This is a genomic window from Arthrobacter sp. MMS24-S77 (assembly GCF_054888235.1).
In genome coordinates, this window is the sequence record NZ_JBTZRN010000001.1 from 2,874,692 (window position 1) to 2,888,180 (window position 13,489).

Below are 13,489 nucleotides of genomic sequence, written 5' to 3' on the forward strand. Positions count from 1 at the left end.
GCGGCCTCCGAGGGAGGCGTTTCGCACAGCGGCTGCGGGTGGTTCTCAGTCATGGAGTGTCCTTTCATGCGGCCGCAACCGCCTGCCGGAGGCCAAGGGCCTGCCCAATGTCGTCGCTGTGTGGCCGGTCCCTGTGGCCTAGATCCGCAAGCGTCCATGCCAGCCGCAAGACGCGGTCGTAGCCTCTCGCGGTGAGGATTCCGCGTTCCAGGGAAGTATCCAGAATTTTCGTGGTCGCGGAGGGAAGGCGTAGTTCGCCGCGCAGTACACGCCCGGGAACTTGCGAGTTGGTTTCCATCCCGAGAGTCCCGAGGCGTTCACGTTGCCGTGACCGGGCGGCATGGACTCGCCCTGCGACTGTAGCTGTGTCCTCCTCCGCGCCGGACTGCCCGAAGTCCGCGAGGGATACACGTTCTACTTGAAGCTGGATGTCCACCCTGTCCAACAACGGTCCTGACATACGCCCGAAGTAGCGTCGCCGCATCACCGGAGTGCAGGTGCAATCGACGCCCTTGCCGGTGGCCTTTCCGCACGGGCAAGGATTCGCTGCAAGAACCAGCTGGAAACGAGCCGGGTATGCCGCGGTACCGGCCGAGCGGTGGATGACCAGTTCGCCGCTCTCCAGTGGTTGCCGCAGGGCGTCCAGAACGCGGCGTTCGTACTCGGGCGCCTCGTCCAGGAACAATACGCCACGATGGGCCCGGGAGGCCGCTCCAGGCCGTGGCAGGCCGGAGCCGCCACCGATGATGGCTGCGGCAGTCGCACTATGATGGGGGTTTTCAAAAGGCGGGCGGCGCAACAGCTGTACCGAGTCAACGTGGACAGCCGAAAGCGAGTGGATCGCTGTGACCTCCATGGCTTCCTGGTCGCCGAGATCCGGCAAGAGCCCCGGGAGCCGTTCTGCGAGCATCGTCTTGCCGGCGCCGGGTGGTCCGCACAGCAACACATGGTGTGCCCCGGCCGCCGCAACCTCGAGGGCACGGCGGGCGTCGCCCTGTCCCGAGACATCGCAAAGGTCCGGAACAACCGCGGCACCGCTGTTGCCGTCGCCCGTGGCTTCATCATCCGCGGGATCGTAGTCCAGGGCCAGGTCCTGGGGATCAGCGCCGAAATCAAAGGCCAGACGGGCCAAGGTCTTGTAGCCGCGAACTACCGCTCCAGGAACCAGCTTTGCTTCGGCAACGTTCGCCTGGGCCACCACAATTTCATGGTGTCCCGCCTGGACGGCAGCCATGACTGCCGGCAGGATGCCACGAACCGGCCTCAACCTGCCATCGAGTCCCAGCTCTGAGATGAATACCGTACTTTCGGTAGAACGGATGTCACCAGCAGCGCGCAACACTGCCATGGTGATCGCGAGGTCGAACCCCGAGCCACGTTTCGGTAGCGATGCCGGAATCAGATTTGCAGTGATCTTCCGACGGCTCAAGGGGATGCCGGAATTCTGGGCCGCGGAACGAATACGCTCCTTGGCTTCGTTCAAGGACGCATCGGGCAACCCCAGTATCACGAAGTTCGGGAGGGTCTGGCCAATGTCTGCCTCAACCTCCACGATGTAGCCGTTCAGACCCAGCAACGCCACGGAGTAGCTTCGGCCCACGCCCATCTAGCCCACACCCCTGAGGTGTTCGAGCCTTGGTTCGCCTACGCCGTCGTCGATGACCCCCACGACGTCCACCCGGCGGCGCAAGCAGCGCAGCTCGTGGTCACGGCACCATGACGAGGCCAAGCGGTGCAGCCGCGCAAGCTTGGCGGCACCAACGGCTTCGAAGGGATGCCCATAGGCCAAGTTCTTCCGGGTCTTCACCTCGGCAATCACCAGGATATCGCCGTCGAGCGCCACAATGTCGATCTCGCCCTCAGGGCATCTCCAATTGCGGTCAACAATTCGCATCCCTTGGTTTTCAAGGAACCCGGCGGCCAGCGTTTCACCGTGCTGGCCCAACACGTCTTTGGCTTTCATAACCACCTCCACTACCAGCGTGGAGGCGCGGAAAGTCCAACGACAGGGAGGAGTTTGGCTATGTGGGAAAGTCCGTCAAACGGACGGTGTGGAGGAGAAGTTGCCGAGCTCTCCTGGTTGGCGGGCTTTCCTAGTTGCCCAGGTTGCCGAGATCGCCTAGATCGCCGTCTTTCGGCAAGGAGAGTTCCTCGCTCCGCGGCAGTTCTTCGACGTTGACGTCCTTGAACGTGATCACCCGGACGTTCTTGACGAAACGGGCCGAACGGTAGACGTCCCAAACCCAGGCATCCTGGAGCGTCAGGTCAAAATAGACCTCGCCGTCGGCACTGCGGGCCTGCAGGTCGACGTGGTTTGCCAGATAGAACCGGCGCTCGGTCTCGACAACGTAGCTGAACAACCCGACGACGTCACGGTATTCGCGGTAGAGCTGAAGCTCCATGTCGGTTTCGTAGTTCTCAAGATCCTCGGCACTCATAGTTCCATCTTGCACCATGGAGCGGGCACACGCCGCAACGCCGGCGCGGCCAGCGTCCGCCACAGGGAAAAGCGAAGCTAGAGCAGGTTCCAACTGGTCCGGTGGTACGGCGTTGGGCCAGACGAACGGAGGGCCTCACGGTGGAAAGACGTGGCATAGCCCTTATTCTCATTCCAGCCGAAGGCCGGGTATTCCTCATGGAGCTCAAGCATGATGCGGTCTCTGGCTACCTTGGCCAGCACACTGGCGGCTGCCACGCTGAGACAGCTCATGTCCGCCTTCACCCGGGTGTGCACTGGCGCCTCGCAGGCGGGCCCGGAAGGCTCGTCGTCGAACAACGAACCTTGGCTTTGCGGAGAGAGCCAGTTGTGGCTCCCGTCCAGCAGGACGAGGTCCGGATGCACGCCTGCGGCGAGGATCTCGAACCAAGCGCGTGTTCCCGCAAGGCGCAAGGCGCCCACGATTCCCAGCGCATCGATCTCCGCCGAACTTGCGTGGCCCACCGCCGAGCCCACGGCCCATTCGCGAACCAACGGTTCCAGCCGCTCACGGTCTTCAGGCTTGAGCAACTTGCTATCGCGGACATCAGCGAGCAGGCCGTGGTCCCGGAGATCGACGACGGCGATCCCCACCGAAACCGGTCCGGCGAGGGCCCCACGGCCTACTTCGTCGACGCCGGCCAGGAGCGTGACTCCCGGGGCAAGGAAACCCCGTTCGACATCCAGGGTTGGAAAATCGGCGGGCTGTTTGGGCTTGGTCCCCGCGGCCTTCCCCGCTCTGGCAGCCTGCCGCTTTTTTGTGGGCGCGGCCGGCTTGGTCCCCGCGGGCGCCATCATTTGCTCGCTGGAGCCGTGGGCGAAGCCGTGTTCTGCGGCGACGGCGCGGGAACGTTACGGAAAACCTCGGAGTGGTTGTCGAGGATCTGCCAACGATTGACGGGCCAGGCAATAACGGTGGCTTTACCCTCCACGTCGGAGATGTTGATGAACCCACCATTGACAGCTTGGTGTTCGCGGGAGTCTGCGGAGTTATTGCGGTTATCGCCCATAACCCAAATTTTCCCCTCCGGGACCACCACATCGAAAGACTTGGCCATCGGAACTTGGGCAGGGTTGATATAGCTTTCGTTGAGAACCGTGCCGTTGACGCTGACCCGCGCGGAACTGTCACAGCATGAGACCCTGTCCCCTGGCAGGCCGATTACACGCTTGACGAGGTGCTGATTGGTCTCATCCGGGAGCAGGCCGACAAAGACCAGGCCATCCTGGAACCACTTGAACGGCCCTGGCGACGCCTTCTGCGTGGGCGGCAGCCACCCCTGAGAGTCTTTGAAGACCACGATGTCGCCACGTTCCAGCGCAAACGGCTTCGGGACCAGGAGGTTGACGAAAATCCGATCGTCAACGTCGAGGGTGTTGACCATGGACTCCGAGGGGATAAAGAAGGCACGGAACAGGAATGTCTTGATCAGGAAGGACAACACGACGGCGATGACCACCACGGTGCCGATTTCCTTGAGCCAACTGAGGAACGGACTGCCGTGGGTCTTGGCGTCGGCATCGGACTCATCGGTTTCGGCGGCGCGCCGCGCGGCCCGCCGAGGAGACTCGTGCCCATCCGGAGCCGCCGCTTGAACCGTCGGCACTAAGGAGGCCGGATCGGCGTCGTCCGCGGCGAGATCCCTGGCGGGAGCGGACGGTCCGTCCAGGAGCCGGGCGTCGTCGTCGTGCCGTTCTGGCTTCCCGGGAGTTGTCTCCGGCATCTACTGTCCGTTCTTCGAGGTTGTACCGGCCTGCGCAGGGCGAGGCAGTTCTGCAAATCTATCAAGCGGCCAGATAATCCGGACCGGACGGCCGATGACACGCTCCAGCGGCACCATTCCTCCACCGGGTGCGCCCAAAAGGCTACGCGAATCGGCCGATCGTGAACGGTGGTCCCCCATGAGCCACAATCGGTCATAGGGAACGATGATGTCGAATTTCTGCTCGCTCGGCGTGTCGCCGGGATACAGATAGGGTTCCTCAAGCGGCTGACCGTTGACTGTGAGTTTGCCACCGGTGCCGCAACAAACGACGTGGTCTCCGGGAAGTCCGATGACACGCTTGACGTAGGTGGTGTCACTTCCCGTCAGTCCCAGCCAGTGGCCCGCTGCGGCCAGCATGTCGGCAAACGGGCCTTTGCCGCTGTTGAGCGGGGCAAAAGTGCCCCTGCCGTCGAAGACCACGATGTCTCCACGGCGAATGGGATCCGAGGCGAAATCGGTCCTGGACACAAGGATGCGATCTCCCGTGCCCAGGAGCGGCTCCATGGACTCAGAGGGGATGAAGTAGACGTCGATCCACAAGGATCGGACAAGCCCGCTGATGGCCACGGCCAGGACGAATGCGAGCAAAACAAAACGCCAGCCCTGTTTCCGGGGCTGGCGTTTTGCGTGGTCCATGATTCGTTTCCTGTTGCGTTGCGGATTTCTCCGGCGCAGGCCGGACACGAATCCAGGACCCGCTATTGGTCGAAGACCTACTTGCCGGTGGCGAAGTCGCGCTTTTCCTTGATCTTCGCAGCCTTACCGCGCAGTGCACGCATGTAGTAGAGCTTGGCGCGGCGGACGTCACCCTTGGTGACGACCTCGATCTTGTCGATGATCGGGGAGTGCACCGGGAAGGTACGCTCTACGCCGACACCGAAGGAGACCTTGCGGACGGTGAAGGTCTCGCGAACGCCGTCACCCTGGCGGCCCAGGACAAAACCCTGGAAAACCTGGACACGGGAGTTCTTGCCTTCGATGATGTTCACGTGAACCTTGATGGTGTCACCCGCGCGGAACTCTGGAACATCGTTACGCAGCGAAGCTGCATCTACGCTATCGAGGATATGCATTAATCCACTCCTGGTGAACGCCACAGGTCATCCACTTTGGGTCACGGCGGGCAAGCCCGGGGCGCAAGGCCGTCCGGAAATTACCGCCGAAGATTTTCAAGTCCGGTACCGCCACTGATTGGCGGTTCCGGGTTGTCAGGCTGTTGGTGACGCTCCCCCTGTGGCAGGCGCGAACCCAGTAGACACAAGGGTTAATTCTGCCACACCCCGGGAGTTCCGGCCAATCCCGCGGATGCGGTCCGGCTTTCGCGGTCCAATCGCGGCACGCGCTGCCCGACGGCGGCAGGCTCAGGCCGGGACGTCGCCGTCAGGGCGGTGCCGCAACTGGCCGTTGACGACGTCGTACCCCAGTTCCCCGAAAACCGTACGGTCCGCACGTGTCAGGCCGCCGGCGTCGAACCCTGCCAGCAGATCCGGGCGGCGTTCCGCCGTGCGGCGGAACTGTTCGTGGCGCCGCCACTGGGCGATCTTGCCGTGATTGCCGCTCAAGAGGACGGCAGGCACGTCGCGATCGCGCCATGATGAGGGCTTCGTATAGACCGGGTACTCCAACAAGCCGTCTGAGTGGGATTCCTCCACCAGGGATTCGGGGTTGCCGACGACGCCTGGAAGCAACCGCCCGATCGCTTCGACCATGGCCAGGACTGCCACTTCGCCACCGTTGAGGACGTAGTCGCCCAGGCTGACCGGACGGACAGTGAAGTGCTCGGCCGCCCACTCAATGACTCGTTCGTCAATGCCTTCATAGCGGCCGCAGGCGAAAACGAGCTGTTCTTCTTCGGCGAGTTCGTAGGCGAGGGCTTGGTTGAAGCGCTCCCCCGCCGGCGACGGGACAATCAGGACCGGCTTCTTCCTCGGTCCGTCCGATGAATTCCCAGTTGCCGCACTCCCGGCTTCGGCACTCGCTGCAGAGGCAATGGACTCCAAGGCTTGGGCCCAAGGCTCGGGCTTCATGACCATTCCCGCCCCGCCACCGTACGGAGTGTCGTCCACGGTGCGGTGCTTGTCCGTGGTGAAGGCCCGCAGGTCATGGACATTCAACTCCAGGAGCCCATCCTGACGAGCCTTGCCTATGAGGGAAAGTTCGAGGGGCGCCAGGTACTCCGGAAAGATGCTGACGACGTCGATGCGCATCTAGGCATCGTCCTTGCCGTCGGTGTCCTCGGCATCGGTGTCCTCTTCCGCGTCCTCGGCGGATGAGTCTGTGTTCAGCTCGAAGAGGCCCGGCGGAGGAGTGAGCAGCACGTAGCCGTCCTCGACGTTGACCTCGGGCACGATCTCCTCGACGAAGGGCACCAGGATTTCCTTGCCATCCGCGTCTTCAATGACCAGCAGATCTTGGACGGGCATGGTGTTGAGTGCGGTCACCTTGCCCACGGCCTGCGAGCCAACGCGGACCTCAAGGCCAACGAGCTCGTGCTCGTACCAGCCCTCGTCGTCGTCCTCGTCCAGTTCTTCTGTCTCGATGAAGAGCTTGGCGCCGCGGATTTCCTCGGCTTGGTTGCGCGTGGAGATCTCTTCGAATCCGAGGAGCAGGATGTCTTTGTTCCACCGCGCGCTGTTGATGGTCAAAGGACCAGCCTTTGCCGGCTCCACCACGAATTCGGTCCCGGGGACAAAACGATCGCCGGGCGCGTCAGTGAGCACCTGTACTGTGACTTCGCCGCGGATTCCGTGGGGCTTGCCGATTCGGGCAACCTGAAGCTGCATGGGATTCCTCTGATTTCTTCGCTGGGCCGGATTCGGGACCAATGCTGGGTTTGGTCGTAAAACAATCCGGCCCCTCCACCATAATCTGGTGAAGGGGCCGGATCTAAGACAAGTATTGCTGAGCGCGTTACCGGCGACGGTCGGTGTCGACGACGTCGACCCTGACCTGTTCGCCGCCCGCCAATGCCGCAATCACCGTGCGCAACGCGCGTGCGGTACGGCCTTGGCGTCCGATTACCCGTCCGAGGTCGTCCTGGTGAACGCGTACCTCGAGGGATTCCCCGCGGCGGTTGTTCTTGGCACTGACCTTGACGTCCTCAGGGCTGTCAACGATCCCACGGACCAGGTGCTCGAGCGCTTCTGCCAGCAATTTACTCAGCCTCGGTGGTCTCTGCTTCAGCGTCAGCGGGAGCTTCAGTTGCTTCCGGCTGCTTGGCCTTCTTGGTGATGGCTTCCGGGATGATGACGGAAGCCTTCTCCGGAGCAACGAAAGCAGGCTTGGCGACCTTGGTCTTCAGCGTGCCTTCCTGGCCCGGGAGACCCTTGAACTTCTGCCAGTCACCGGTGATCTTGAGGATCGCAGCAACCTGCTCGGTCGGCTGGGCGCCGACGGACAGCCAGTACTGTGCACGCTCGGAGGCAACCTCGATGTACGAGGGCTCTTCGGTGGGGTGGTACTTGCCGATCTCTTCGATCGCACGGCCATCGCGCTTGGAGCGGGAGTCCATGACGACGATGCGGTAGTACGGTGCGCGCATCTTACCGAAGCGCTTAAGGCGAATCTTTACGGCCACTTTTGTGGTCACTCCTGTTTCTGAAACGGGGTTGAGCCCGTCGTTCTGCACCCGTGGGGCGGGCCATACTTGAGGGTTCGAAGGACAAGATGCACACACGGAGAGAGGGGCCGCGCGGATCGAGTACCTGTCCATTGTGCCAGATGGCAGACGGTATTTCGAACTACGGGCCCGTGTGGCGGGTTTACTGCGGGATTACTGCTCCGCTGACCAGACGTAAAGACCAGCGCGCTCGGCCTTTTCGACGTCGCTCGCGAGGGCCGCCAACTGCTGGACATAGAGGCGGGACTGCTGGGCATCGAAAGGCATATCTTCTTGGGCTGCCCAGCGCTCGGCGACGTCTTCGAGGACGCTGCCTTCACCCTCGGTCTCGTAGCTGAGAAGTTCGGACAGGGCACGCACCATGGCTTCAGGAACGCCCAGCAAGGCGTCGCTGGTGACATCCACCAGGGCCAACTCGTAGTCGGCGCCGGCCGCGTGCACGGCAGTGCCTGCCAGGTCGCCGAGCTGTTCTACTTCGAAATCGCTGATTCCCGGGATCCGTACAGCAGCGCCGGAAACGTCGCTGCCCTTCTCCAGGGCAGCGGCCCTCTTGAGTGCTTCATCGTGGGTGGCAACAAAGATTTCAGCAAAGCCCATGGAAACTACCCTCATTCATTCGTGCCGACGGAGCTGCGGCGTGGCCGAAAATATGCGCCACGCCGTGTACTCCACCCTAGCGGACAGCGACCCGCAACCGGTTCCGCCACGGGTCCTCGAAGCGCAACTCCAGCCCGGTGTGGTGGGACGCAATACCGGCAACCTTGAGGCGGTCGGCGAGCGCGCCGACGTCGTCCCCCGACGGCACTTCAATCACCACTTCACCCAGACCCAGCGTGTCCTTGCGCGGCCCGGCGCCACGGCTATTCCAGACATTCATGGCCATGTGGTGGTGGTACCCGCCCGCGGAGACGAACAATGCCTGCCCATGCCAGCCGGCGGTCTTCTCGAAGCCAAGCGTGTCAACGTAGAAATCGTAGGCGGTCTGCACGTCTCCCACCTGGAGGTGGACGTGCCCGACGCCGGCGCCCGCCTCATGCTGGCCGGTCACCGCTGCGTCGCTCAGGTACTGCTGGAGGTAGCGCTGCGGCGGGAGGGGCAGGCTGTCCATGACAACCGAACTGCCGTTCCATTCCCAGCCTTCGCGGGGCTTGTCATAGTAGAGCTCGATGCCGTTGCCCTCGGGATCCGTGAAGTAGAAGGCCTCGCTGACCAGGTGGTCGGCACTGCCGACGAAGGCGTGGGGCTCGTACTGCGCGGCAGAGGCAACGGTGGCGGCTAGTGCGGGCTGGTCTTCGAAGAGCAACGCTGTGTGGAAGAGTCCAGCTTCTCCGCGGCCCGGGACCTGGAGTCCGGAGGCCGGGGCCAAGTGCACCAGGGGCTTGCCGAGCCGGCCGAAGTAGAGTCCGCCATCCTGTTCGGCGACGACGTCCAGCCCGAGGGCCCGCTGGTAGTAGTCGCTCATGAGCAACATGTCCCCCACTTTGAGCATGACGGTACCCATGGTGAGTTCGGCAGGAAGGAGATCCTGGCTGGATGTGATGGTCATGTGAAACTCCCGGCTTTTGTGGCGCCGCCCTTCGGCAACCTCTATCTATCTAAATTACTTGAAGCTTCAATTTATTCCTAATGCTCGCCGCTTCCCGAAACTTGCCCCTCAGCACGATGGCCTTCGGTTTCAGCACGACGTCCAGGGACACCCGGGGATCCTTCTCGTACAGGACGACGTCGGCGCTGGCACCTTCGTTGATCCCCTCCGCACCAAGCCATTCCCGGGCGGACCAGCAGGCGGCATCGAGGGCGGCGGCCGCAGGCAGTCCCGCGTGGTGCAGCTCCAGGATTTCCTCGCCGATACGGCCATGCTTGATGACGCTGCCGGCGTCGGTCCCGGCATACAGCCGCACCCCGGCGTCGAAGGCCTCGCGGACCCGCTCGTACCGGCGCTCCCAGAGCCTTGTCATGTGGGCGGCGTAGCGCGGGAACTTCGCTTCAGCCTGTTTGGCGATGTCCGGGAAGGTGGCAATGTTGATGAGTGTCGGCACGATCGGCACGCCCTGATCCAGCAGTCTCGGAATGTGGTGCGGCAACAAACCGGTGGCGTGCTCGATGCAGTCGATCCCGGCGTCGAGCATGTCGTCAATGGTTTCCTCGGCGAAGCAATGAGCCGTCACCCGGGCCCCCTCGTCGTGTGCGGCCGCGACGGCGTCTTTGACGATGGCGGCCGGAAAGGACGGACCCAAGTCTCCGGAGGAGCGGTCGATCCAGTCTCCTACGATCTTGACCCAACCGTCTCCGAACCGGGCCTGCTTGCGTACCGCTTCCACCAGACCCTCCGGCTCAACTTCCTCGGCCAGCCCACGGATGTACCGGCGCTGCCTGGCGATGTGCCGGCCCGCGCGGATGATCCTCGGCGTATCCGCCTGGTTCTGAAGCCAGCGGGTATCACTTGCGGAACCGGCGTCGCGGATCAAAAGCGTTCCTGCATTCCGGTCCGCCGTCGCCTGGCGGCGAGCGGTCTCCTCGTCGACCGCCCCGCCCTTCCCCAAACCAACATGACAGTGCGCGTCGACAAGGCCGGGCAACACCCACCCGTCCAGGACGACGTCGGACTTCGCAAGGGGTCGGACAAAGGTCAGCCGGCCGTCGACGGACCAGAGCCCGCGCCGCTCATCTTTCGGCCCTGTGAGGACAGTGCCGCTGAACTCGATGATTTCTGCCATGATTCCACCTTAAACTCCGACACCGTTCCCGGCCCGGTCACATCTGTCCTGGGTCACATCTGTCTTGGGCACCAACGGCTGTGGTAGCTTCGTCTACGACCACACGGGGGCCCTTGCAAGGGCTGAGATCGGGCTGACGCAGCCTGCGACCGTTGAACCTGTCCGGGTAATGCCGGCGAAGGAAGTGAGTAATCCTTTGAGCACCAAAGAAACACAGCTAAGCCCTATCCACAACGGATCAACGCAGGAAGTGACCCAGTCCCTCAAGTCGCATTCCCTCGCGTTCCTGGAGGATACCGAGACGGGAATCCGGGTCCCGGTGACGGAAATCGCCTTGGAACCATCCCCGAACGGGGAGGCCAACGCACCCTTCCAGGTGTACCGCACCGCAGGGCCCGGGAGCGATCCGGTGGTCGGCCTTGAGCCGTTCCGCAGCGAGTGGATCGAGGCCCGCGGCGATACCGAGGCTTACAGCGGCCGTGAGCGGAACCTGCTCGACGACGGCAAGTCGGCCGTGCGCCGCGGCGCCGCCTCCGCGGAGTGGAAGGGCGCACAGCCGGTGCCCCGCCGCGCCGTCGAAGGCAAGACTGTCACCCAGATGCACTATGCCAAGCAGGGCATTGTGACGCCCGAGATGCAGTTCGTCGCGCTTCGCGAGAACTGCGATGTTGAACTGGTCCGCAGCGAAGTCGCCGCCGGCCGGGCGATCATTCCCAACAACATCAACCACCCGGAATCCGAACCGATGATCATCGGCAAGGCCTTCCTCGTGAAGATCAACGCCAACATCGGCAACTCGGCCGTGACCAGTTCCATTGCCGAGGAAGTGGACAAGCTGCAGTGGGCCACGCAGTGGGGCGCAGACACGGTCATGGACCTGTCCACGGGTGACGACATCCACACCACTCGTGAATGGATCATCCGCAACTCCCCCGTCCCGATCGGCACCGTACCGATCTACCAGGCCTTGGAGAAGGTCAACGGCGAAGCCAACAAGCTCACCTGGGAAATCTTCCGCGACACCGTCATTGAACAATGCGAGCAGGGCGTGGACTACATGACCATCCACGCCGGCGTGTTGCTGCGGTACGTGCCGCTGACCGCCAACCGCGTGACCGGCATTGTTTCCCGCGGCGGCTCCATCATGGCGGGCTGGTGCCTGGCCCACCACGAGGAAAACTTCCTCTACACCCACTTCGACGAACTCTGCGAAATCTTCGCCAAGTACGACGTCGCTTTCTCTCTCGGCGATGGACTGCGCCCAGGCGCGACGGCGGACGCGAACGACGCCGCGCAGTTCGCCGAGCTGGACACTTTGGCCGAGCTGACAATGCGGGCGTGGGAGTTTGACGTCCAGGTCATGGTCGAGGGGCCGGGCCACATTCCGTTCCACTTGGTGCGGGAAAACGTCGAACGCCAGCAGGAGCTGTGCAAGGGCGCTCCGTTCTACACCTTGGGCCCTCTGGTCACCGATGTGGCCCCGGGCTACGACCACATCACCTCAGCGATCGGCGCCACGGAGATTGCCCGCTACGGAACCGCCATGCTTTGCTACGTCACGCCCAAGGAGCACCTGGGACTGCCGAACAAGGATGACGTCAAAACCGGTGTGATTACCTACAAGATCGCTGCCCATGCCGCCGACCTCGCCAAGGGACACCCCGGCGCCCACGAACGCGACGATGCCCTGTCCAAGGCCCGCTTTGAGTTCCGCTGGCGTGACCAGTTCGCTCTGTCGTTGGATCCAGTCACGGCGGAAGCGTTCCATGACGAGACGCTCCCGGCCGAACCAGCCAAGACGGCACATTTCTGCTCCATGTGCGGACCGAAATTCTGCTCCATGCGCATCAGCCAGGACATCCGCGATGAGTACGGTTCAGCGGATTCCCAAGCGGCCATCGCAGAAATGTACAGCGGCATGCGCGAAAAGAGCGAGGAGTTCCTGGCATCCGGTGGCAAGGTCTACTTGCCCGAGCTCGAAGTTCCCGCAGGAAGGGGAACGAAGTCAGGAAGCTTGAACTGATCAGGAAGCTTGGACTGATCAGGAAGCTTGGACTGATCCGGCGCGGCTGACGTCCGCGATGAAGGAGCGGATCATCCGGTCTCCTTCGACTGAATCATGAGGCCGGTGTCCTCCTGCCGCAACGCGGTGGAGGGCACCGGTTTCCTGCAGGTAGCCGGCGATCTCTTCGTAAAGCGGTTCCCAGCCACCGGTCAAGACAAGCGTGGGGACTCCCGGCACAATGTGCAGGGGCGCTTCCCACGGTGGCGCCTGCAGCCGCAGGCGCCGAGCGGTACGCCGGGCCTCCGGGGTGCTGAGGACTGCGGCCTCCGAGGAAAACGCCCGGCGGACGAATTCCCGTTGGTAATCGTCATCGCTGAGTTCGTGCCGGATCGCGAACAAGGGCTCCATGAGTGCCCGGTAGGCCGCGGTGGCGGGTAATTCAGCCGTCAAGGAAAGGCACGCCGGTTCAACCAGGACGAGGGAACGGACCAGGTCCGGCCTCTCCACCGCAGCCAGCATGGCGGAGACCGCGCCTTGAGAGTGCGCCACAACATGGCCACCACGGGCCGGGCCGGAAGATGACGCGGTCTCCCGCGCTCCCAGGCACTCCAGCACGATGTCCACGTCGGCGGCGACATCGGATTCCAAAGGCTCGGCCTGCGCATCAAAGCCGTGGCGTTTCAGGAAGAGCGCGTCGTAGTCCAGAGCCATGCCGTGTTGCTTCGGCCAAGCGGCAGCGCCGAACGTGCCTGCTCCATGGACAAACACAACGCGCTGCTTTTGCATTCATCCAGCCTATGGCACGGGGCCGACAACCCAACTAGCTAGCAGTAGTTGTCGTTTTGAGCCTTCAAAACGACACTTACTGCTAGTTAGTTGGGTGGGACACCTGCTAGTTGGTTGGGT

Annotated in this window: 16 protein-coding genes and 1 riboswitch; of the genes, 1 reads left to right on the forward strand and 15 read right to left on the reverse strand. The window is 63.0% G+C overall.

The features are described 5' to 3' along the window. Positions 1–64 precede the first annotated feature (64 nt). From ACX5I4_RS13120 to ACX5I4_RS13185, 14 genes are all read right to left on the reverse strand, one after another. Positions 65–1,606 (reverse strand): YifB family Mg chelatase-like AAA ATPase, encoded by a 1,542-nt coding sequence (locus tag ACX5I4_RS13120; RefSeq protein WP_461837043.1) that lies wholly within the window; start codon positions 1,604–1,606, stop codon positions 65–67. Further along, the gene (locus ACX5I4_RS13125) at positions 1,607–1,963 is read right to left on the reverse strand and encodes a YraN family protein (protein ID WP_461837044.1); all 357 of its coding nucleotides are present in this window, start codon (positions 1,961–1,963) and stop codon (positions 1,607–1,609) included. Between the two features lie 130 nt (positions 1,964–2,093). Beyond that, positions 2,094–2,438 (reverse strand): DUF2469 domain-containing protein, encoded by a 345-nt coding sequence (locus ACX5I4_RS13130; protein WP_059387678.1) that lies wholly within the window; start codon positions 2,436–2,438, stop codon positions 2,094–2,096. Positions 2,439–2,515: 77 nt separating this feature from the next. Then, positions 2,516–3,271 carry a ribonuclease HII gene (locus ACX5I4_RS13135; RefSeq protein WP_461838723.1) on the reverse strand — a complete coding sequence of 252 codons (756 nt, stop codon included), beginning with the start codon at positions 3,269–3,271 and terminating at the stop codon, positions 2,516–2,518. Next, positions 3,271–4,200, reverse strand: a complete 930-nt coding sequence (gene lepB, locus ACX5I4_RS13140) for a signal peptidase I (protein WP_461837045.1) — start codon at positions 4,198–4,200, stop codon at positions 3,271–3,273. Before lepB (ACX5I4_RS13140) ends, ACX5I4_RS13135 begins: the two co-directional genes overlap by 1 nt. Continuing rightward, positions 4,201–4,878, reverse strand: coding sequence for a signal peptidase I (lepB, locus tag ACX5I4_RS13145; RefSeq protein WP_461837046.1), 678 nt, complete (start codon positions 4,876–4,878; stop codon positions 4,201–4,203). 77 nt (positions 4,879–4,955) lie between these two features. Continuing rightward, a complete protein-coding gene (rplS, locus tag ACX5I4_RS13150; RefSeq protein ID WP_284984571.1) occupies positions 4,956–5,315 on the reverse strand; it encodes a 50S ribosomal protein L19 in 360 nt (119 codons plus the stop codon). Between the two features lie 288 nt (positions 5,316–5,603). Further along, a complete protein-coding gene (trmD, locus tag ACX5I4_RS13155; protein WP_461837047.1) occupies positions 5,604–6,449 on the reverse strand; it encodes a tRNA (guanosine(37)-N1)-methyltransferase TrmD in 846 nt (281 codons plus the stop codon). Beyond that, on the reverse strand, positions 6,450–7,025 hold the full coding sequence (gene rimM, locus ACX5I4_RS13160; protein ID WP_461837048.1) for a ribosome maturation factor RimM: 576 nt from the start codon (positions 7,023–7,025) through the stop codon (positions 6,450–6,452). Between the two features lie 127 nt (positions 7,026–7,152). Further along, positions 7,153–7,395 (reverse strand): RNA-binding protein, encoded by a 243-nt coding sequence (locus ACX5I4_RS13165; protein ID WP_028267532.1) that lies wholly within the window; start codon positions 7,393–7,395, stop codon positions 7,153–7,155. A gap of 1 nt (position 7,396) precedes the next feature. Then, on the reverse strand, positions 7,397–7,819 hold the full coding sequence (gene rpsP, locus ACX5I4_RS13170; protein ID WP_461838724.1) for a 30S ribosomal protein S16: 423 nt from the start codon (positions 7,817–7,819) through the stop codon (positions 7,397–7,399). Positions 7,820–8,014: 195 nt separating this feature from the next. After that, on the reverse strand, positions 8,015–8,458 hold the full coding sequence (locus ACX5I4_RS13175; RefSeq protein ID WP_461837049.1) for a hypothetical protein: 444 nt from the start codon (positions 8,456–8,458) through the stop codon (positions 8,015–8,017). 76 nt (positions 8,459–8,534) lie between these two features. Continuing rightward, complete coding sequence (locus tag ACX5I4_RS13180) at positions 8,535–9,407, reverse strand: VOC family protein (protein WP_461837050.1); 873 nt, start codon at positions 9,405–9,407, stop codon at positions 8,535–8,537. A gap of 49 nt (positions 9,408–9,456) precedes the next feature. Beyond that, complete coding sequence (locus tag ACX5I4_RS13185; RefSeq protein ID WP_461837051.1) at positions 9,457–10,578, reverse strand: amidohydrolase family protein; 1,122 nt, start codon at positions 10,576–10,578, stop codon at positions 9,457–9,459. A 93-nt stretch (positions 10,579–10,671) separates the two neighbouring features. Continuing rightward, positions 10,672–10,779, forward strand: a riboswitch (TPP riboswitch). Between ACX5I4_RS13185 and thiC the strand changes: the two genes are divergently transcribed. Further along, positions 10,775–12,601, forward strand: coding sequence for a phosphomethylpyrimidine synthase ThiC (thiC, locus tag ACX5I4_RS13190; protein ID WP_461837052.1), 1,827 nt, complete (start codon positions 10,775–10,777; stop codon positions 12,599–12,601). It overlaps the preceding riboswitch by 5 nt. Before the next feature lie 18 nt (positions 12,602–12,619). Here the strand turns inward: thiC and ACX5I4_RS13195 are convergent, their stop codons facing one another. After that, on the reverse strand, positions 12,620–13,369 hold the full coding sequence (locus tag ACX5I4_RS13195) for an alpha/beta fold hydrolase (RefSeq protein WP_461837053.1): 750 nt from the start codon (positions 13,367–13,369) through the stop codon (positions 12,620–12,622). Positions 13,370–13,489: the final 120 nt, after the last annotated feature.